The sequence below is a fragment of the Eudoraea adriatica DSM 19308 genome (genome assembly GCF_000382125.1).
Taxonomy (GTDB): domain Bacteria; phylum Bacteroidota; class Bacteroidia; order Flavobacteriales; family Flavobacteriaceae; genus Eudoraea; species Eudoraea adriatica.
The window spans coordinates 449,297-470,219 of record NZ_KB907547.1 but is presented as its reverse complement, the minus strand read 5'-3'; the positions used below and the strand labels follow the sequence as shown (position 1 = coordinate 470,219).

Below are 20,923 nucleotides of genomic sequence, written 5' to 3'. Positions count from 1 at the left end.
ATAGGACCAATAATTTCATTCTAATTCCTTAATTTTGCAGCCTTAATTTACACCAAAGGAGACTATTTGTATGAAGTTTGCGGAATATAAGGGGTTAGATTTATCTGAGATTGGAGAAGAAATACTCCAATTTTGGAAATCCCGGGATATTTTTGAAAAAAGTATTTCCTCAAGAGATGGACAGGCAAGCTATGTTTTTTATGAAGGACCGCCCTCTGCAAATGGAATGCCAGGGATTCACCATGTAATTTCCCGGACTATCAAGGATATATTCCCCAGGTATAAGACTATGAAGGGATTTCAGGTTAAGCGAAAAGCGGGCTGGGATACACATGGTCTGCCAATAGAACTGGGTGTAGAAAAAGAACTCGGAATTACAAAAGAGGATATAGGCGTAAAGATATCCGTTGAAGAATACAATGAGGCATGTAAAAAAGCAGTAATGCGCTATACAGATGCCTGGAACGACCTTACAGAAAAAATGGGGTATTGGGTAGATATGGATGATCCGTACATCACCTATAAGCCCAAATACATGGAAACTGTTTGGTGGTTGTTAAAACAAATTTACGACAAAGGACTTATCTATAAAGGTTATACCATTCAGCCATATTCACCAAAAGCAGGTACAGGTTTAAGTTCTCATGAATTGAATATGCCGGGGACCTATCAGGATATAACAGATACAACAGTAACTGCTCAATTTAAAATTATAAATAGTTCACTGCCTGAATTCCTGGAGCCGTTAAAAAATGAACTCTATTTCCTGGCATGGACAACAACCCCCTGGACACTTCCTTCAAATACTGCGTTGACCGTTGGGCCAAAAATTGAATACGCCTGGGTAAAAACATACAATCAATATACGTTTAAGCCAATTACTGTTATTCTGGCTAAAAATCTGATTAGTCAGCAGTTTACCGGCAAATTTATTGAGGTTGAAAATGAAAGCGAACTGTTGTCTTTTTCTAAGGAGGATAAAAAAATACCTTACCTGGTATGCGGATCCTGTAAAGGAGCAGATCTGACCGGAATAAAATATGAACAGCTAATTGATTATGCACAACCTTACGCGAATCCTGAAAACGCGTTCAGAGTTATAGAAGGTGATTTTGTTACGACGGAGGAAGGTACCGGAATAGTTCATACTGCGCCCACTTTTGGTGCAGACGATATGCAGGTGGCCCAAAAGGCAGATCCGCCTGTACCCCCCTTGTTGGTGTTGGATGAAAACGGCAATCCAGTCCCATTGGTTGACTTGCAAGGCAAATTCCGCAGAGAAATGGGTGATTTGGCGGGTAAGTATGTCAAAAATGAGTACTACAAAGACGGGGAAGCTCCGGAACGTTCTGTTGATGTTGAAATTGCCATACGGTTAAAAGAAGAAAACAAAGCTTTTAAAGTTGAAAAATATGTGCACAGTTATCCCAATTGCTGGCGCACAGATAAACCAATACTATACTACCCCCTGGATTCTTGGTTCATAAAAATAACCGATGTCCGGGAACGTATGTATGAACTAAATCAAACCATTAATTGGAAACCCAAGGCTACCGGGGAAAGGAGATTTGGAAATTGGCTTTCGAGTGCAAACGATTGGAACCTTTCAAGATCTAGATTTTGGGGAATACCATTACCAATTTGGAGGACGGAAGATGGCAATGAAGAAATTATTATTGGTTCCGTAGAACAATTGAAAGGTGAAATGGCCAGATCTGTTAAGGCCGGTTTTATGAAATCTGAAGCCTTCGCGGATTTTGAAGTAGGAAACATGAGTGAAGCGAATTATGATAAGATAGATCTTCATAAAAATATTGTTGATCGGATTATCCTGGTTTCAGATTCAGGGAAACCAATGAAGCGCGAGAATGACCTTATTGACGTATGGTTTGACAGCGGTTCCATGCCCTATGCACAATGGCATTATCCTTTTGAAAATAAAGAGCGTATTGATAGGCGTGAGACTTTTCCGGCAGATTTTATAGCAGAAGGGGTTGACCAGACCAGGGGCTGGTTCTATACCTTGCACGCTATTGCAACAATGGTTTTTGATTCCGTGGCTTATAAAAATGTCGTCTCCAATGGATTAGTGCTTGACAAGGAAGGCAAAAAAATGTCTAAACGACTCGGAAATGCAGCAGATCCATGGATGACTATAAAGGAATATGGGCCCGATGCAACGCGTTGGTACCTTATTTCCAATGCCAACCCATGGGATAACCTCAAATTTGACAAGGAGGGCATTGCCGAAGTAAAAAGGAAGTTTTTCGGAACACTTTACAACACCTATTCTTTCTTTTCTCTTTATGCCAATATTGACGAATTCACTTATTCAGAGGCAGAAATACCGTTGGTAAACCGTCCGGAGATTGACCAATGGATTTTATCAGAATTACATACCTTGATCAAAAGGGTGGATGAGGCTTATGATAGTTATGAACCTACCAGAGCAGCAAGGGCCATTTCTGATTATGTGCAGGAAAACCTGAGTAATTGGTATGTTCGTTTAAGTAGGAGAAGATTTTGGAAAGGAGATTACCAGGAAGACAAAGTTTCTGCATATCAGACATTATACACCTGTTTAGTTACTATTGCCAAGCTCTCAGCACCAATTGCGCCATTCTTTATGGACAGGTTGTTTACAGATTTAACCAGAGCCACGGGCAAAAATCTTTTTGAGAGTGTTCATTTGGCTGACTTTCCAGAATTTAAGGCTGAATTTGTAAATAAGGAATTGGAAAGTAAAATGCAAAAGGCGCAAACCATATCTTCCCTTGTATTATCTATTCGACAGAAAGAAAAAATCAAAGTGCGCCAACCCTTGCAGAAAATTATGATCCCCGTTTTGGATGAAATACAGCGTTCGGAAATAGAAGCTGTGGCAGATTTGATAAAAACAGAGGTTAATGTAAAAGAAATAAGACTTTTGGATGATGCCTCAGGAATATTGGTAAAACGTATTAAGCCTAATTTCAAAGTACTTGGCCCTAGGTTCGGTAAAGACATGAAGCTGATTAGTGCCGCAGTGAACAAACTGGATCAAAAAGATATTCAGGAAATTGAACGTGAAGGTAAAATTTCACTTCAAATAGAAAATAAAAGTATTATATTAGAGTTAGAAGATGTAGAGATATCTTCTCAGGATATAGAAGGCTGGCTGGTGGCCAGTGCAGGTTCTCTTACGGTTGCTCTTGATATAACCATTGATGAGGAACTCAAACAGGAGGGAATCGCCAGAGAGCTTGTAAATAGAATACAAAACCTTAGAAAAGATTCTGGTTTTGAAGTAACTGATAAAATAGATATTAGAATATTAAAAGACGGTTTAGTCGAAAGAGCGGTTAAGAGCAATATGAATTATATTAAAAACGAAACCTTAGCCTCAGAACTAAATTTTGAAGAACAAATGGAAGATGGCCTGGCCATTACCTTTGATGATGTAAACACAAAATTGTCTATCCAAAAACACTAAAATTATGGGACAAGATTTAAAAGTAAGGTATACCGATAAAGAATTAGAAGAATTTAGGGCACTGATAGAAGAAAAGATTGAGAAAGCAAAAAGTCATCTGGAACTGCTCCGGAGCTCATATATGAATGATGGGAATAATGGCACTGATGATACCTCTCCAACTTTTAAGGCTTTCGAAGAGGGTTCAGAGACAATGAGCAAAGAAGCGAATACGCAATTGGCAATACGTCAGGAAAAGTTCATTCGGGACCTTAAAAATGCATTGCTCAGAATAGAAAATAAGACCTATGGTATTTGCCGGGTAACGGGCAAGCTTATTAATAAAGAGCGCCTGAAGCTGGTGCCCCATGCTACACTGAGCATTGAGGCCAAAAATATGCAAAAATAAAAGGCATACCCTTATTTATCGCTTTATAGTTATTCTTCAGAGAATTTAGGTTTTCAGCATGCGCATAGCCTTAGATTTATGAAGCCTCCTCTGCCTGCTGCATTAGTATGCCCTGTGGTCAGTTCCTGTCAAATTTCCCCTATGTCTATTTAAAATGGAACACCCTTACCTTTTGTTGGTGGAATAATCCCTATTTTAGCCGAATCTATTTTGAAAAAGAATGAAAATAAAGAGGTCCCTGCTTATTATAGCAATTGTTTTACTAATAGATCAGATCAGTAAGATATACATTAAAACAAATTTTGAACTTGGAGAATCCATGGAAGTTTTTTCCTGGTTTAGAATTCTTTTTATTGAGAATGAAGGTGCGGCCTGGGGTGCAAAATTGAGTGATATATTACCGGTATCTGATAAAATTGGCAAACTGGTCCTCACGGTTTTTCGCCTTTTTGCAATAGTCGGAATTGGATATTGGTTATATGACATTATCAGGAAGAAAGGAACAGCAACACTAATTGCTGCAGTATCGCTAATTTTTGCCGGTGCGCTTGGGAATATTCTTGATTCCTTATTTTATGGAATACTTTTTAATGACAGCTATAATCAGGTAGCAAGCTGGTTTTCAGAGGAGCCCTATGGCAGTTTATTCTATGGCAAAGTGGTTGACATGCTTTATTTTCCCCTAATTGACACAAATTGGCCCGAATGGGTTCCATTGGTTGGCGGCGATAATTTTCGCTTTTTTGAGCCGGTATTTAATGTGGCAGATACCGCTATCAGCACGGGAGTAGGAATATTAATAGTATTCAATAAAAAGGCTTTTGGTAAAAAAGAGCCTTAAAAAGTATAGACTTTCTTAGGGGTAACGCAGTAATCCATTGAAATATCATGCTTCTCTATATCACTTATTTTATCTACCGGTTCAAATAAGGAGAGGCCAATTTTTACAATGTCCTCACGACATTCCTTTAAAAACTTATCGTAGAATCCTTTGCCATAACCCACCCGGTAGCCTTGTTTATCAAATGCCAAAAGAGGAATAAATACGACATCTATTTTAAGAGGGGATACCTCTAGTCCCTCTGCAGGTTCCGGAATATTCCATTTGTTTTTCCTTAAGACTGTACTGTCCGTAAGTAAATAATGAATCAGTCCGGTTTTCTCAAGTACTTTCGGGACTACAATATTTTTGTCTTTTCCCTGTAGAATAGATAAAATGAAACTGGTGTCAATTTCATTATTTTCAGTAATTGATAAAAAAAGGTGGTAATAATTATAAGTCCAAACAGGTAAATCCAACAAACTGTTTGCAATTTCTAAACTATAGTTAGAAATTGTTTCTGAAGACAATTCATATCTTAATTGAAGGTAGCTTAATCGAAGCTCTTTTTTTAGCATAAATACCGATTAAACCTGTAGCTAGTTTGGGGAACTATTTTAATAAAATTAATCTTTTGCTGCAACAGCAAAATATATTTTAAAAAATAGCATCAAAATAAGGTACATACCTAAAGTGATGACATAATTTTCCATGCAGTAATTGAGTTTAACGCTCTAAATATAAATAAATAAATGTCAATTATCCTATAAAGAGCACAATTTAATCGATGAAATACACATTTTTTACAATTTTCTTAACACCGTACTCCTTAGGAAATGATTCAAATTTCTTGTGCCTAAAGAGTTAAATAATTGAATTATAAGTAATTAGGATAACTTCAAATGCCTATCATAAAATATATGTGTTAATAGCATTTAACGGATTGTAGTCGCTAACCGTAAACAAGACCGAATTATTTTTTGATTTAAACCCGGGTGATTTTAAACTTAATAAGAGGATATGAACTTTATAGTAATTGTATTGTAACTTACCTTTGTAGAGAAGAAAATTACAATGAAAACTGGTTTATGCCCGGAATACCATTAGAGATTAAGCTTAGTACCTTGCCCGACAGTCCCGGGGTGTATCAATTTTATGATGCAGATGGTAAGATATTGTATGTGGGTAAGGCAAAGAACCTTAAAAAGAGGGTCTCATCCTATTTTAATAAAACACACGAGTACGGAAAGACTCGCGTAATGGTTAAGAAGATAGATTCTTTGAAACACATAGTTGTTAAAACGGAATCTGATGCCTTACTTCTGGAGAATAACCTTATAAAAAAATACCAGCCAAGATATAATGTACTGCTCAAGGATGATAAATCCTATCCCTGGATTTGCATTAAAAATGAGCGTTTTCCGAGAATATTTCCTACCAGGAAGCTAATAAAGGATGGTTCTGAGTATTATGGGCCATATACCAGTATGAAAACGGTAAAAATTCTACTTGAGCTTATAAAAAGCGTTTATCCTTTGCGCACCTGCAGTTATGATTTATCTCCCGAAAAAATTGATGCCGGGAAATATAAATTGTGTCTGGAATATCATCTTGGAAATTGTAAAGGACCGTGTGAAGGACTTCAAAATTCCGAAGAATACCATAAACAGATTGATGATATAAGACAAATTATAAAAGGTAATTTTAAATCCTCCCTGCATTATTTCAAAACACAAATGAAATCTCTTGCGAAAGAGATGCAGTTCGAAGAGGCACAACGTATCAAGGACAAAATTGAGGTATTGGAAAATTATCAGGTTAAATCTACAATTGTAAATCCTAAAATAAACAATGTTGATGTATTCAGTATTATTTCAGATGATGCCTTTGCCTATGTAAACTTTCTTCAACTTTCACATGGATCCATAATCCGGTCGCACACCATGGAAATAAAGAAGAAACTGGAAGAAACTGATAAAGAACTATTACAGCTGGCAATTGTAGAAATAAGGCAACGATTTAATTCCCGGTCCAAAAGCCTTTTGCTCCCTTTTCAATGTAATATTGGCGATGATGTCAAGGTTGTTGTCCCAAAGCTGGGGGACAAAAAAAAGCTCCTGGAGCTGTCCGAAAGAAATTCAAAGTTTTATAGACAAGAAAGATTTAAACAAGTAAGGATTACAGATCCGGACAGACATACAAACCGGATTATGGCTCAAATGAAGAAAGACTTACGTCTTGCTGAAGAGCCAAGGCATATAGAGTGTTTTGATAATTCGAATATTCAGGGAAGTAACCCTGTTGCAGCCTGTGTTGTATTCAGGAACGGAAAACCGTTTAAAAAGGAGTACAGGCACTTTAATATTAAAACAGTGGATGGCCCTGATGATTTTAAATCAATGGAGGAAGTTGTATACAGGCGCTATAGAAGATTGCAGGAAGAAGATTCGGGCTTGCCCCAGCTTATTGTAATAGATGGGGGTAAAGGACAATTATCTTCAGCCGTCAAGAGCCTTGATGCGTTGGGACTGAGAGGAAAAATAGCAATAATTGGAATTGCAAAAAAGCTTGAAGAGATTTACTTCCCCAATGACCCTATCCCATTATATCTGGATAAGAAGTCGGAAACACTGAGAATAATACAACAATTGCGAAATGAAGCACATCGATTTGGCATTAATTTCCACCGAAATAAAAGAAGTAAAGCGGCTATTGATTCTGAATTGGAACGCATACATGGGGTAGGTAAGAAAACGGCAGAAGAGTTGCTTAAAAACTTCAAATCTGTAAACAGGATTAAAAAGGCTTCAATCGAAGATCTTTCGAAAACTGTCGGACATACTATGGCAAAGAAAATTTATGAAAACTTCCATTAATCCCATATCTTAACCTAATGCAAAAATTAGCTTTGATTCTGACGTTATTAGTATGTGTTGGGATTGGCTGGGCCCAAAAAAATGAGCCGGACAAGGAACCAAAAGTAGGTTTGGTCCTGAGCGGTGGAGGAGCCAAAGGGATGGCGCATATAGGGGCACTCAAAGTTATAGAAGAAGCAGGCATTACAATTGACTATATTGGGGGCACTAGTATGGGAGCTATTGTTGGAGCATTGTATGCCTCCGGATATTCTGCAAATGAGTTGGATTCATTATTCAGAGAGGCCGATTTTGATGATCTCATTCAGGACAACCTTCCGAGAGGAGCCAAGACGTTTTATGAAAAAGAAGATTCTGAGAGATATGCACTTACACTTCCTTTTGATAAATTTAAAATATCGTTCCCTTCAGCTATTTCTGGTGGGCAAAGAATTTACAATGAACTCGTGCGACTACTGTATCACGTAAAGGATGTAAACGATTTTAATGACTTACCTACTCCTTTTTTTTGCATTGCCACAGATATTGAAAGTGGTGATCAAGTAGTACTTAACAAAGGATATCTTCCGGAAGCAGTAATGGCCAGCGGCACATTTCCATCTTTATTTGAACCTGCCGAAATAGACGGTCAAATTTTAATCGACGGAGGGGTAATTAATAATTATCCGGTCCTGGAAGTTAAAAAGCTGGGTGCAGATATCATTATAGGTGTTGACGTTCAGCACGATCTAAGAAGCCGTGAGAATTTACAGTCTGCTACTGAAATATTACTTCAGCTAAATAGCTTTAGAACGGTTGCGAAAATGAAGGAAAAGGCCATGGAAACAGATATTTATATTAAGCCCGATATTGAAAACTATTCCGTTATGGATTTTGATTTGGCTGATGCCATTATTGAAAACGGCAGGCTTGCGGCCCTTGAACAGCTCGATGCCTTAAAAGAATTGGCGGCTAGGCAAAAGGGCCCGGACAAAGAGCTAAGGAATATAATTCCAAAGGACTCCATAGTAATCAATAGACTAATCCTTGAAGGGAATATAAATTATTCGCGCGCATACGTAAAAGGAAAATTGCGAATGGACTTACCTCTAAAAACCACTTTTGAAAAACTGCAGCAAGGGATTAGCAATCTTGCTGCCACTAACAATTTTTCAACAATTAGATATGAACTGGTTTCAAATGGCCTGGGTGAAGACCTGATTCTGAAATTGAAAGAAAATCCCAATAAGGCTTATTTGAGGCTTGGGGTTCATTACGATGATTTATACAAGACTGCCGCACTGGTAAATCTTACCAAAAAGAATTTTTTAATGAAGGATGATGTTGCCTCAATTGATTTTGCCCTTGGAGACAATATTAGATATAACTTTCAATATTACCTGGATAAAGGATCTTACTGGAGTTTCGGAATAAATTCACGACTTAATGATTTTAGATATGATGCTAATTATGAGGTAATCCGTTCTAATTTTGCGGTCCCTAATGATGATAATATTAATCAAATAAACCTTGATGTATCTGATTTCACAAATCAGTTATACGTCCAGACTGTTTTCAGGGAAGAATTTGCCTTCATTATGGGTTTAGAGCATAAGTTATTGAAGTATAGTTCAAGGACATTTAGCAACCAGGATACGGTGCCGCCAACAGGAACTGTTAACGAGCGTATATTTTTTGAAAACAGCAATTATTTTAGCACTTATGGAAAATTAATACTAGACACTTATAATAACAGATACTTTCCCTCAAAAGGACTGTATTTTAAAGGTGATTTTCATTTGTATTTATTTTCTTCAGATTTTAATAATAACTTCAAAGAGTTTTCCATTGCAAAGGCAAGAATGGGGGCTGCATTTCCAATAAGTAATAAACTTTCAATTAACCTCGAGACCGAAGGGGGTTTTAAACTGGGCAATTCTGAAGTAAAAGCATTGGATTTTGTTTTGGGAGGTTATGGAAATGATCTTATCAATAATTTTGTTCCTTTTTTAGGATATGATTTTTTGAGTTTACCAGGTAATAGTTATGTCAAGGCTTATGGGCGTCTGGATTATGAATTTATAAAGAATCATCATATGATGCTTTCGGTAAATATCGCAAATGTTGAAGACGATCTATTTAGAACCGGGGAATGGTTTACCCTGCCCGATTTTTCAGGTTACGGAATATCCTATGGATGGGATTCTTTTATTGGCCCCGTGCAGGTAATGTACTCGTGGACTCCGGAATTGAATGATGGTAATTTTTTCTTCAGTATTGGTTATTGGTTCTAGAAGTTTATCCGGGTTTCAATTGAGGGGAATTACCCCTCGTTTTTACGAAGATTGGTAGTTTTTTCCGATATTTGTAACATATGATAAAGCTAATGCTGGAAACCAGAATTGATATTTCTGCCCACCTCAGGGCTATGTGGTAAAAATACCAATACTCAGGTAGGGACTAATCTGTCTCAAAACACTTTTAGTTACGAATCAATTCAAAAAATATCATGGAAATATTAGATAAAACGTCATTAAGGTTACCTAAGGAAAATCCTGAAGCAGAAGATTTTTTACCGCTTTTGGGAACGGATCATGTGGAACTTTATGTGGGGAATGCAAAACAGGCTGCATACTATTATATGTCTGCCTGGGGCTTTCAGCCTTTGGCATATGCCGGTTTGGAAACAGGGCTCAAAGACCGGGTGTCTTATGTAATAGAGCAAGAAAAAATAAGGCTGGTACTTACTTCTTCTCTTGTCCCCGGAGGAGAAATTAACCGACATGTGGAATCGCATGGAGATGGTGTAAAAGTTATAGCTCTTTGGGTAGATGATGCTACCGAAAGTTATAAGGAAACCACCAGTAGAGGAGCAGTGAGTTATTTTGAGCCTAAGGAACTTAAAGATGATAACGGCGCGGTTATTCTGTCGGGAATACATACATACGGTGAAACTGTTCATGTTTTTGTAGAAAGAGGGCAATATAGTGGAGTCTTCATGCCAGGCTACATTAAATGGGACCCCTATTACAAACCGGCAGATGTGGGGCTCAAATATGTAGATCATATGGTAGGCAATGTGGGCTGGAACGAAATGAACAAGTGGTGTGAATTTTATGAGAAGGTCATGGGTTTTGCTCAGTTGGTTTCATTCGACGATAAGGATATCTCAACAGACTATACAGCCCTAATGAGTAAGGTGATGAGTAATGGTAATGGAAGGATAAAATTTCCAATCAATGAACCGGCAGATGGAAAAAAGAAATCGCAAATAGAAGAATATATCCAGTTTTACAATGGCGCTGGTGTTCAGCATATGGCAATGGCCACCGATAATATTATTCATACCGTCACATCTCTTAGAGACAGGGGAGTTGAATTTTTAACGGTTCCATCCAGTTATTATGAAGATGTACTGGACAGGGTGGGGGAAATAGATGAGGATCTTGAACCTTTAAAGGAATTAGGGATTCTTATAGACAGGGATGATGAGGGATATTTACTTCAGATTTTTACAAAACCCGTTTTGGATCGGCCTACCTTGTTCATAGAAATTATTCAGAGGAAAGGGGCAAAGTCTTTTGGCAAAGGTAATTTTAAAGCACTCTTTGAGGCTATAGAAAGAGAACAGGCTTCCCGGGGAACGCTTTAACGGTATTTTTCTTAAGATTTTGTCAAAAATCAGGGCACATTTATAAAGTATTGTTAATACCCTCGTTAAAGTAAGTTAAAAGACTTTCAGGGAAAATAGTTATTAAGTAAATTTGACGACATAAGGGGTGGTTCCCTTATAACTTTAAGTATTGGTTTTTCATAATTTAAAGTTTGGTTGGTTATTTAGGAAAAGCCCTGATTTCTTAATCGGGGCTTTTTTTTTGTTAAAAATCAATAAAAGAAGATAAGTCCAATTATCTTCCGGTTTTGTTTCCAGCAGCTCATTCAAGTAGTTGCAATTGACAAATGTTTCCAATCTGTTCAAAATAAAGTTGAACGACAGAACAGAAGTTAAAAGACAATACTTTGGAATAAATTTTGTTTATGTAATTGTAAATTAAGATTTATTAAATTCTTTTTTTGATAATTTTAAACGGTAAATTAAATATGAAAAAGATTGTTGTTCTATTTTTTGCTGCTATAACCCTGTCACTGACCGGGCAATATGCTGTTGTTGAATCTCATAAAAATAATAGCGACAAGAATCTCAGGAAAGAAACAAAGTCTTCAGCTTTCAAACCGGGGGAATGGTTGAAATTTAGAGTGCATTATGGATTTTTAAATGCAAGTTATGCTACATTGCACCTAAAGAATGATATGGTGGATAGTATTCCTGTATATCATGTTGTTGGCAGGGGCAAAACAACGGGTTTCGCCAGTATATTTTTCAAAGTGGATGACACTTATGAAAGCTATTTCGACAAAGAAGACGGGAAACCTTACCGCTTTGTCAGAAAGTTATATGAGGGAGGCTACACCAAGGATGAGGAAATAAATTTTGATCATAATAAAGATGTAGCGGTTCTAAATGATAAAAAGAACGATAAAAAACTTAATTTTACATTACAGGATAGTGTCCAGGATCTTATTTCAGCTTTTTATTATTTGAGAAATAACTATGAATTTGAAGATTTGGTTCTGGGAGAGGCTTTGGAGCTAAAAGTTCTTTATGACGATGATGGAATATATAGGTTTAAACTAAAGTATTTAGGCAAGGAAATACTTAAAACAAAATTTGGGAAAGTAGAATGTCTTAAATTTCAACCTCTGGTACAGTCTGGTCGTGTCTTTAAAGAGGAGGAAAGTCTGGCTTTATGGGTGTCTAATGACATGAACAAAATACCTATAAGAATTAAGGCTGATCTTGTGGTTGGAGCAATTACTGCAGATTTAGATGGCTTTAATGGTCTTAAGCACCAGTTCAAAATAATAATGGACTAAAAAAAATATGAAAAATAAGGAGCGCTTAGAATCCCAAATTTTAAAACTAGAAGAAAAATATAAGGATTCAGGTCAGGATTTAAGCTCCTACTTAGATGGCTTGTTGTACCAACGCTACCTCACCTACTGGGATTATATTCACCTCGATACCTTATTGAGTTTGCAAGTTCCCAGAACACATTTCCCTGATGAGGAAATATTTATTATGTATCATCAGATCACCGAACTATATTTTAAGCTAATACTTCACGAAGAAAAACAAATTGTAGACGATAAATCTCAAAATGTAAATTTCTTTATTGAAAAATTAAATCGTATTAATAATTATTATAAAGCGCTGATTTCTTCCTTTAGCATAATGATTAGAGGAATGGAACGAGAGCAATTCCTTCATTATCGAATGGCATTGTTACCGGCAAGCGGATTTCAATCCGCTCAATATAGAACGATAGAGATCTATGCTACTCCCCTGGAAAATTTGGTATTTCCCTCCAAAAGAAAAGATTTTTCTGAAAATAATAGTATTGAGGAACTATATGAAGAAATTTATTGGAAAAAGGGAGCGACTGATAAGCGCACCGGCGAGAAGACCCTAACACTTAAACAATTTGAATACAGATATACCCCTAGATTTATTCGGATCGCCAAACAGTTGAAAAACAATACGATATATCATAAATATTTAAACTTACCTGAAGAGAGTAAGCATAATAAAGAACTTATTGAGGCGTTAAAAGTAATGGACATAAATGCAAACGTAAATTGGCCTTTGATGCATTTGGGATCAGCACACAGATATCTGAACGCGGAGGACACTTCAATTGAGGCCACCGGGGGAACTAATTGGAAGGAATATTTGCCTCCAAGTTTTCAAAAGGTTGTATTTTTTCCAAATTTGCATTCAAAACAAGAGTTAAATAATTGGGGAAAACAATGGGTGGACCATATCTTTAACCCGGAAAAAATTGAAAACTGACCATGTATAAGTATTGGGGCACATTTGTATTACTTAGTATTTTTATTTCCTGTAAAAAAGTTCAAACCAACAAAGTAGTTAATGAGAGCAATGAGATAGAAGCTTCGACGGTATCAGCTACGGATAAACAATTCGGGTTTAATCTTGAGGATTTCTTAGTAGTCAGGGATACCGTAAAACGCGGGGATAGTTTTGGAGAATTAATGATTCAAAATAAGGTGGACTATCCAAAAATTGCAAAATTATCGGAGGACTACAGAGATACATTCGATGTGCGTAAAATCAGAGTAGGGAAACCTTATCTTATTCTGAAGTCAAAAGATACCGCCCGGGGGGCTCAGGTTTTTATTTATCAGAACGACCTCATAAACTACACCGTCGTTGACTTTCGAGACTCCGTTGTGGCCTATAAAGATCGTTTGAACGTAAAATATGTGCAGAAAGAAGCAGCAGGAATAATTGAAACCTCTCTATCAGAGGCAATATTGGATCAGGGTATAGATTACAATGTAACCAATGACCTCTCTGAAATTTATGCATGGACCATAGATTTCTTTCGATTGCAAAAAGGAGATAAATTTAAAGTTATCTATAAGGAAAAGTATATCAATGATACAGTTTATGCAGGGGCCGAACCCATTGAAGCTGCCTATTTTGAGCATAATGGCACACCTTTATATGCTTTCGCCTATGAATCTGATTCGCTAAAAAATATTATAGATTACTTTGATGATGAGGCAAACAATTTGCGAAGAACATTTTTAAGGGCACCTGTAAAATTCAGCAGAATTTCTTCTCGTTATAATTTAAAAAGAAGAATTCGATACTATGGATACAAAGTAAGGCCACACCGTGGTACTGATTATGCAGCACCGGTTGGCACGCCTATTATGGCAACCGCCGATGGAACGGTTACCGAATCTACAAGAAAGGGAGGAAATGGAAAATATGTAAAAATCAGGCATAATGGCACTTATAGCACCCAATACCTGCATATGAGAAAACAAAAGGTAAAGAGAGGAGAGTTTGTCAGACAGGGAGATGTCATTGGATGGGTTGGTATGACCGGAAACACGGGGGGGCCTCATGTTTGCTATCGTTTTTGGAAAAATGGCCGTCAGGTTGACCCGTTTAAGGAAAAACTTCCTGCTGCAGAACCGCTTCCTGAAAACGTGAGGGAAGAATATTTTAATTTTATTGGCCCTCAAAAAGTGCAATTAGACTGTATTGAATTTCCGGGAAAAACCAATGAAGAACTGCTAACTCTTAATTAACTCAATGCCTTTACAGAACACCAACCCAACAACCACAGCTGCGTGGAAACAACTCGGTGAGAATTTTGAAGAAACAAAAAGCTTGCATCTCAAGGACTTGTTTGCGGCAGACAAGGAACGCGCGTCAAAATTCACAGTAAGATTCGAAGAGTTTCTAATAGATTATTCCAAGAACAGAATAACGGATAAAACCTTATCTCTTCTAATGCAACTTGCAGAAGAAGTAAATTTAAAAGATGCCATTGAAAAGCTATTCAGTGGCGACCTTATTAATAAAACTGAAGCCAGATCCGTACTTCATACAGCTCTTAGGGCAAAAGAAACAGAAAAGATCATGGTAGCAGGGGTAAATATTATCCCTGAAGTTTATCAGGTAAAAGACCAGATTCGTAAATTCTCTGAAGAGGTAATTGGTGGTCAAAAAAAAGGGTACACGGGCAAAAGGTTCACAGATATAGTGAATATTGGCATTGGAGGTTCAGATTTGGGACCCTTAATGGTCACGGAAGCTTTAAAGTACTATAAAAACCACTTACGCACTCATTTTGTGAGTAATGTAGATGGGGATCATGTCCATGAAATAGTAAAGGAATTGAATCCGGAGACCACACTCTTCATAATTGTTTCCAAAACCTTTACTACCCAGGAAACACTGAGTAACGCCAATACAATTAGAAAATGGTTTTTAAATACCGCATCAGAAATGGATGTTTCCAAACATTTTGCAGCGGTTTCTACAAATACTGAAAAGATCAGTGAATTTGGAATAGCAGATGACAACGTATTCCCTATGTGGGATTGGGTAGGTGGAAGATTTTCTCTTTGGAGTGCCGTCGGCTTGTCTATTTCCCTGGCAATAGGATATGAGAATTTCCAGCAACTTTTATCTGGTGCAAATGAAATGGACACGCATTTCAGGACTGCAGGTTTTGATGAAAATATTCCTGTTATACTCGCCCTTTTAAGTATTTGGTATAATAATTTCTACAAAGCAGAAACAGAGGCCATTATTCCTTATGCGCAATATCTGAATAGATTTTCTGCCTATCTGCAGCAAGGTATTATGGAAAGTAATGGCAAGAGTGTGGATCGCGACGGGAATTTTATAAACTATCAATCCGGAACTATTATATGGGGAGAACCTGGAACTAATGCACAGCACGCTTTTTTTCAGTTAATACACCAGGGCACAAAATTAATACCTGCAGATTTCATTGGATTTAAGGAATCTTTGCACGGAGACACTGATCATCACAATAAATTGATGGCTAATTTTTTTGCTCAGACTGAGGCGCTTATGAATGGCAAAGCCCCTGAGGAGGTTAGGCACGAATTAGAAGCTAAAAAAATGGGGGCCGACGAAATCGAAGCGCTTGTTCCTTTCAAAACTTTTGAAGGAAATAAACCTACAAATACCCTGTTAATAGATAAACTTACTCCCAAAACACTGGGGATGCTAATCGCCATGTACGAACACAAGATATTCGTACAGGGCATTGTCTGGAATATATACAGTTTTGATCAATGGGGTGTTGAACTTGGGAAACAACTTGCCTCCACGATTTTGAAAGACATTACTAATTCAGAAATTGCCAAACATGATAGCTCTACGCTGAATCTTTTGCATTTTTTTAAGGGTTAAATTATCACTTTTGTAATTCGAAACAATTCACCTTTAATAAACCCGTTTTCTATCTTTTTGTTTTCAAACTAGCATTTATTTTGTTATTGGTTTTTTAATATTTACTTAACGTATTTGTGTCTTATATCAGGCACATTTGCGGGATTAATCAAAAACAAATTAACACTTAGTAAAATGAAAAAAATCTACTTTGGCTTAATTGCTTTTTTAGTGTCAGCTATGGCATTTTCACAAGGAGTTACAACCTCTTCTATTGGAGGCAAGATAACCGATGACACCGGTGAGCCCTTGCCTGGGGCAACCGTAGTTGCCGTTTATGTTCCTACAGGAGCAAAATATGGTGCTGCAACAGATTTTGATGGCTATTACAGGATATCAAATATGAGATCTGGAGGCCCTTATAGAATTACCATATCCTATGTTGGGTTTAACGATTTTGTTCAGGAAAATGTAAATTTAACGTTAGGACAATCTACTACAATCAGCACCGGATTAGTTGAGTCGGCTACAGCATTGGATGAAGTTGTGGTAACTGGTACCGGCAGTGGCATCTTCAGTTCAAGTAAGACCGGTACGGAAACGAATGTCTCCCAAAGAGATATTCAGACTTTACCTTCTGCATCCAGATCTCTGGCAGATTTTGTAAGGATTACTCCTCAGGCTCAGCTTACTGAAGGGAATGATGGATTTTCTATTTCACTAGCCGGTCAGAACAACAGGTATAATGCAATTTATATTGACGGAGCTGTTAATAATGACGTTTTCGGGCTGGCAGGTTCGGGCACCAATGGCGGCCAAACAGGGGTTAATCCCTTCTCTGTAGATGCTATTGAAACCTTCCAGGTAAATATTGCCCCTTTTGACGTAAGGCAATCCGGGTTCTCTGGTGGTTCTATTAATGCTATAACAAGATCGGGGTCTAATGAATTTAGTGGCTCTGTTTACGGATTTATTAGAAATCAGGATTTAGTGGGTAAGACACCTCCCGATTTGGTTGGGGATGGAGAAGAAAGAGAAAAAGTATCAGATTTTAGCGCCTATACCTATGGTTTAAGAATTGGTGGTCCAATAGTAAAGGACAAACTTTTCTTTTTCGTAAACTACGAAAGACAGGATGAGGAAACACCACAGCCTTTTAATTTTAGTAATTATACAGGTAATTCATCACTTGCGGATATTGACGGACTTTCTAACTTCCTGCGACAAACTTATGGTTATGACCCGGGGATCTTTGATAACAATACGAGAACGCTTGAAAGTAATAAACTGGTTGCAAAAATAGACTGGAACATAAACCAGGACCACAAAATTACGTTAAGGCATAGTTATGTTGGAGCAGATAATGTTGAAGCCCGAAACTCTGGTAATAGAAATATTGGTTTTATTAATGGATCGGAGACATTTAATACTACAACGAATTCAACTGCCCTGGAATGGAGTTCAAGGTACGGGAATAAGTTTGCCAATAACCTTGTTCTCGGCTATACAAGGGTAAGGGATGACAGAGACCCGGCAGGAGCCCCATTTCCAACAGTAGATATTCAAGATGGCGGGGGTACAATTTCTTTTGGAGCTGAACCCTTTTCAACAGCCAACTTGCTGGATCAGGATGTATTTACAATAACCAATAATTTTGATGTTTACGCAGGCAGGCATACATTCACTTTTGGTACTAACCTGGAATTTGCAAAAGTTAAAAACTTATTCTTTGCATTCAATTATGGGGATTACACCTTTGAAGATCAGTTCGATGATAATGGAATCCTCCTTTCCAGTGGCCTTAACCAGTTTTTGACTTCACAAAATAGCGATGTTTACCAACACGGGTATTCTTTGGTAGGAGATGGGACAGTAGGAGATGAATCAGACGGTGCTTCAGAATTCGATACTTTCCAGTTAGGGCTTTATGTCCAAGACGAAATTCAGGTTACAGATAACTTAAAGGCAACACTAGGTTTCCGTATTGATGTGCCTTACTGGTCTGATGGACCTGTAAATGAAGATTTTAATACAAGAACTGTTGGTTTACTGGAGGCAGCTGGTAAAGATTTACAAGGTGCCAGAGTGGGTCAGGGAATCAGCCCAACCGCAATGATTGCTCCCAGAGTTGGATTTAACTGGGATATTGACGGAAACAATACCACCCAAATACGTGGGGGATTGGGTGTATTTACATCGAGGCTTCCACTGGTATGGCCCGGAGGCACCTATAACAATAATGGAGTAACAGGCGGATTTATGTTTGAATTTGATCAGCCTTTTGAATCAGACGTAAATAATCAGTTTAAAGATCCGCTTCCCGGAACAGGGGGCGTAGGTGGAAATGTAGATTTGCTCGCTAAAGATTTTAAATTACCGCAAGTGGCTAAATACAATATTGCCATAGACCAGAAATTGCCAATCTGGAATTTAATTGCTTCGGTTGATTTCTTGTATACCGATGTAATTACAGATATTTATTATGAAAACCTGAATCTTAAAGGACCAGTAGGTAGATATTCAGGAGCAGATAACCGCCCTTTTTATGACAGAGGTGATTTAATTGATGGCACCTATGGGGGAATTTATTTAGCCTCAAACACAGGCGGCGGAGATGCAACAAACTTTACTTTCTCTCTAAGAAAACCATTTGAGAATGGCTTTGCCGGTCAGGTTAACTATTCATGGGGTGATTCTTTTAAGGTTTTTGATGGAACCTCTTCACAGAATAGCTCTCAATGGAGAAACATTCAAACCGTTAATGGTAAAAATTCCGACTTACCGGTTACCCGTTCAGATTTTGCCCTTGGTAACAGGGTAACAGCTAATGTAAGTTATGAAGTGAGATGGAATGAAAATGTCAAAACCACTTTTGGTGTGTTTTATGACGGATCACAATCACAACCTTATAGTTTTACCTATAGAGAAGGACGCGACTTGTTGAATGATGATTCCAGGGATAATGCACTCATTTATATTCCGGCAACTCAGGATGAAATTGTTTTTGCCGGGGACCCTGCTGAACAGGCTGCCAAATGGCAACAATTGGATACCTTTATAAATAGTGTGGATTATTTAAGAAACCGAAGGGGGCAATATGCCGAGAGAAATGGTTCAAGAGGACCTTGGAGCAATATTATTGATTTGAAATTTCTTCAGGATTTCTCATTTGACGTTGGGGGGAAACGAAATACTATCCAAATTTCTGCAGATATTTTCAATTTCACGAACCTTGTAAACAAGGATTGGGGTAAGAGAAAATTTGTAAGAAACAATGTGAGCCCACTTACGACTGTATCTACCGGTGATACACCTACCTTCGATATAAACTCCGGGGTTGTCAATGATGATGGTTCTCCGAATATTGTTGAATTAGACGATTCAGGATTGCAGTCTTCCAGATGGCAAATGCAACTTGGTCTGCGATATATATTTAATTAGGAATGTCAAAATTCCCACTAAAAGGCCCCGGTATTTTAGCCGGGGTTTTTTAATTCCCAGAAATGCGTATTTTTAGAAAAAATAAATCAAAATGGAAATTTTACAAACAGCACATTCTTACCTTGCTTACGTAGTTCTGGCAATTCTCTTTCTTGCCGTGGCCAATGCAATCACAGGATTAATGGGCAAAAGAATGTTTACACTTGAAAAGGATTTTAGGATAAGTCTTTTTGCCCTTATACTTTCACATATCCAATTGGTTTTGGGTCTAATCTTGTTTTTCGTATCAGCAAATGGCTTTTCGGCAATTAAAACGCTTGGGATGGGCGGGTTAAATTCGGCCGCCAGACTATTGGCAGTGGAGCATCCATTTATAAATATAATTGCCATAGTATTAATTACAATAGGCTGGTCTCGCCATAAAAAGTTCATGGAAGCCGGGAGAAAATTTAAAGCAATTGGTATTTTTTACGGCCTTGGCCTTGTTCTTATCCTTAGCAGGATTCCATGGAGTCAATGGTTTAACTAATAAATAAATAGATAAATTATGAAATTATTCAGCAGTCTTGTAGCCCTGTTATTTAGCGTTGTGGTTTTAGCTCAGGAGCAATCTTTGTTTAATGGAAAAGATCTTTCCGGATGGACCATCTATGGTACTGAAAAATGGTATGTAGAAGACGGACTTTTAGTTTCTGAAAGTGGTCCTGACGCTCAATATGGGTATCTGGCTACAGATAAACATTACAAGGACTTTGTGCTTACCCTTGAGTTTTTTCAGGAAGCAGATGGTAACAGCGGAGTGTTTATAAGATCTACGGTTGATGGAACCAAAGTTAGTGGCTGGCAGGTTGAAGTTGCGCCAAAAGGCCATCACACAGGAGGGGTTTATGAATCCTATGGCCGGGGGTGGTTAATTAAACCCACCGCTGAAAAGGAGAATGTGCTTAAAGAAGGGGCCTGGAATAAAATGAAAATCCAATTGTCGGGAGATGAACTTACTTCCTGGCTGAATGGCGTGGAAATGGTCACTATTAAAGATGATAAAATTGGAGCGGGCGAAGGTTCCATAGCGCTGCAAATTCATGATGGAGGCGGTATAAAAGTTAAATGGAGAAATATTAAAATAACCACTCCGGAATAA

General features: G+C 37.7%; 14 protein-coding genes. 13 read left to right on the top strand and 1 reads right to left on the bottom strand.

Annotated features, from left to right (window positions below; genetic code table 11):
* Positions 1-70 precede the first annotated feature (70 nt).
* From ileS to G504_RS0105715, 3 genes are all read left to right on the top strand, one after another.
* Positions 71-3,472, top strand: a complete 3,402-nt coding sequence (gene ileS / locus G504_RS0105725) for an isoleucine--tRNA ligase (RefSeq protein ID WP_019669191.1) — start codon at positions 71-73, stop codon at positions 3,470-3,472.
* 4 nt (positions 3,473-3,476) lie between these two features.
* Positions 3,477-3,860, top strand: coding sequence for a TraR/DksA family transcriptional regulator (locus G504_RS0105720; RefSeq protein WP_019669190.1), 384 nt, complete (start codon positions 3,477-3,479; stop codon positions 3,858-3,860).
* Between the two features lie 220 nt (positions 3,861-4,080).
* Positions 4,081-4,701 carry a lipoprotein signal peptidase gene (locus G504_RS0105715; RefSeq protein ID WP_019669189.1) on the top strand — a complete coding sequence of 207 codons (621 nt, stop codon included), beginning with the start codon at positions 4,081-4,083 and terminating at the stop codon, positions 4,699-4,701.
* On the opposite strand, the gene G504_RS0105710 is transcribed toward G504_RS0105715, so the two are convergent.
* Positions 4,698-5,258: a 5-formyltetrahydrofolate cyclo-ligase gene (locus G504_RS0105710; protein WP_019669188.1), complete on the bottom strand. Its 561-nt coding sequence runs from the start codon at positions 5,256-5,258 to the stop codon at positions 4,698-4,700. The two genes, G504_RS0105715 and G504_RS0105710, sit on opposite strands and share 4 nt — an antisense overlap.
* Positions 5,259-5,768: 510 nt before the next feature.
* Here G504_RS0105710 and uvrC point away from each other — a divergent pair.
* The 10 genes from uvrC (at position 5,769) to G504_RS0105650 (ending at position 20,923) form a co-directional block, all read left to right on the top strand.
* Positions 5,769-7,556: an excinuclease ABC subunit UvrC gene (gene uvrC / locus G504_RS0105700; protein ID WP_019669187.1), complete on the top strand. Its 1,788-nt coding sequence runs from the start codon at positions 5,769-5,771 to the stop codon at positions 7,554-7,556.
* Positions 7,557-7,573: 17 nt separating this feature from the next.
* A complete protein-coding gene (locus tag G504_RS0105695) occupies positions 7,574-9,829 on the top strand; it encodes a patatin-like phospholipase family protein (RefSeq protein WP_019669186.1) in 2,256 nt (751 codons plus the stop codon).
* Between the two features lie 215 nt (positions 9,830-10,044).
* Entirely contained in the window at positions 10,045-11,187 is a 1,143-nt protein-coding gene (gene hppD, locus G504_RS0105690) for a 4-hydroxyphenylpyruvate dioxygenase (protein WP_019669185.1), read from the top strand.
* Between the two features lie 449 nt (positions 11,188-11,636).
* On the top strand, positions 11,637-12,470 hold the full coding sequence (locus tag G504_RS0105680; protein WP_019669183.1) for a DUF3108 domain-containing protein: 834 nt from the start codon (positions 11,637-11,639) through the stop codon (positions 12,468-12,470).
* Positions 12,471-12,477: 7 nt separating this feature from the next.
* The gene (locus tag G504_RS0105675) at positions 12,478-13,446 is read left to right on the top strand and encodes a tryptophan 2,3-dioxygenase family protein (protein ID WP_019669182.1); all 969 of its coding nucleotides are present in this window, start codon (positions 12,478-12,480) and stop codon (positions 13,444-13,446) included.
* Positions 13,447-13,448: 2 nt separating this feature from the next.
* A complete protein-coding gene (locus G504_RS0105670) occupies positions 13,449-14,720 on the top strand; it encodes a M23 family metallopeptidase (protein ID WP_019669181.1) in 1,272 nt (423 codons plus the stop codon).
* Between the two features lie 4 nt (positions 14,721-14,724).
* Positions 14,725-16,362: a glucose-6-phosphate isomerase gene (pgi, locus tag G504_RS0105665; RefSeq protein ID WP_019669180.1), complete on the top strand. Its 1,638-nt coding sequence runs from the start codon at positions 14,725-14,727 to the stop codon at positions 16,360-16,362.
* A 174-nt stretch (positions 16,363-16,536) separates the two neighbouring features.
* Positions 16,537-19,782, top strand: coding sequence for a TonB-dependent receptor (locus G504_RS0105660; protein ID WP_019669179.1), 3,246 nt, complete (start codon positions 16,537-16,539; stop codon positions 19,780-19,782).
* 91 nt (positions 19,783-19,873) lie between these two features.
* Positions 19,874-20,311 carry a hypothetical protein gene (locus G504_RS0105655; RefSeq protein ID WP_019669178.1) on the top strand — a complete coding sequence of 146 codons (438 nt, stop codon included), beginning with the start codon at positions 19,874-19,876 and terminating at the stop codon, positions 20,309-20,311.
* Positions 20,312-20,329: 18 nt separating this feature from the next.
* Positions 20,330-20,923: a 3-keto-disaccharide hydrolase gene (locus G504_RS0105650; protein WP_019669177.1), complete on the top strand. Its 594-nt coding sequence runs from the start codon at positions 20,330-20,332 to the stop codon at positions 20,921-20,923.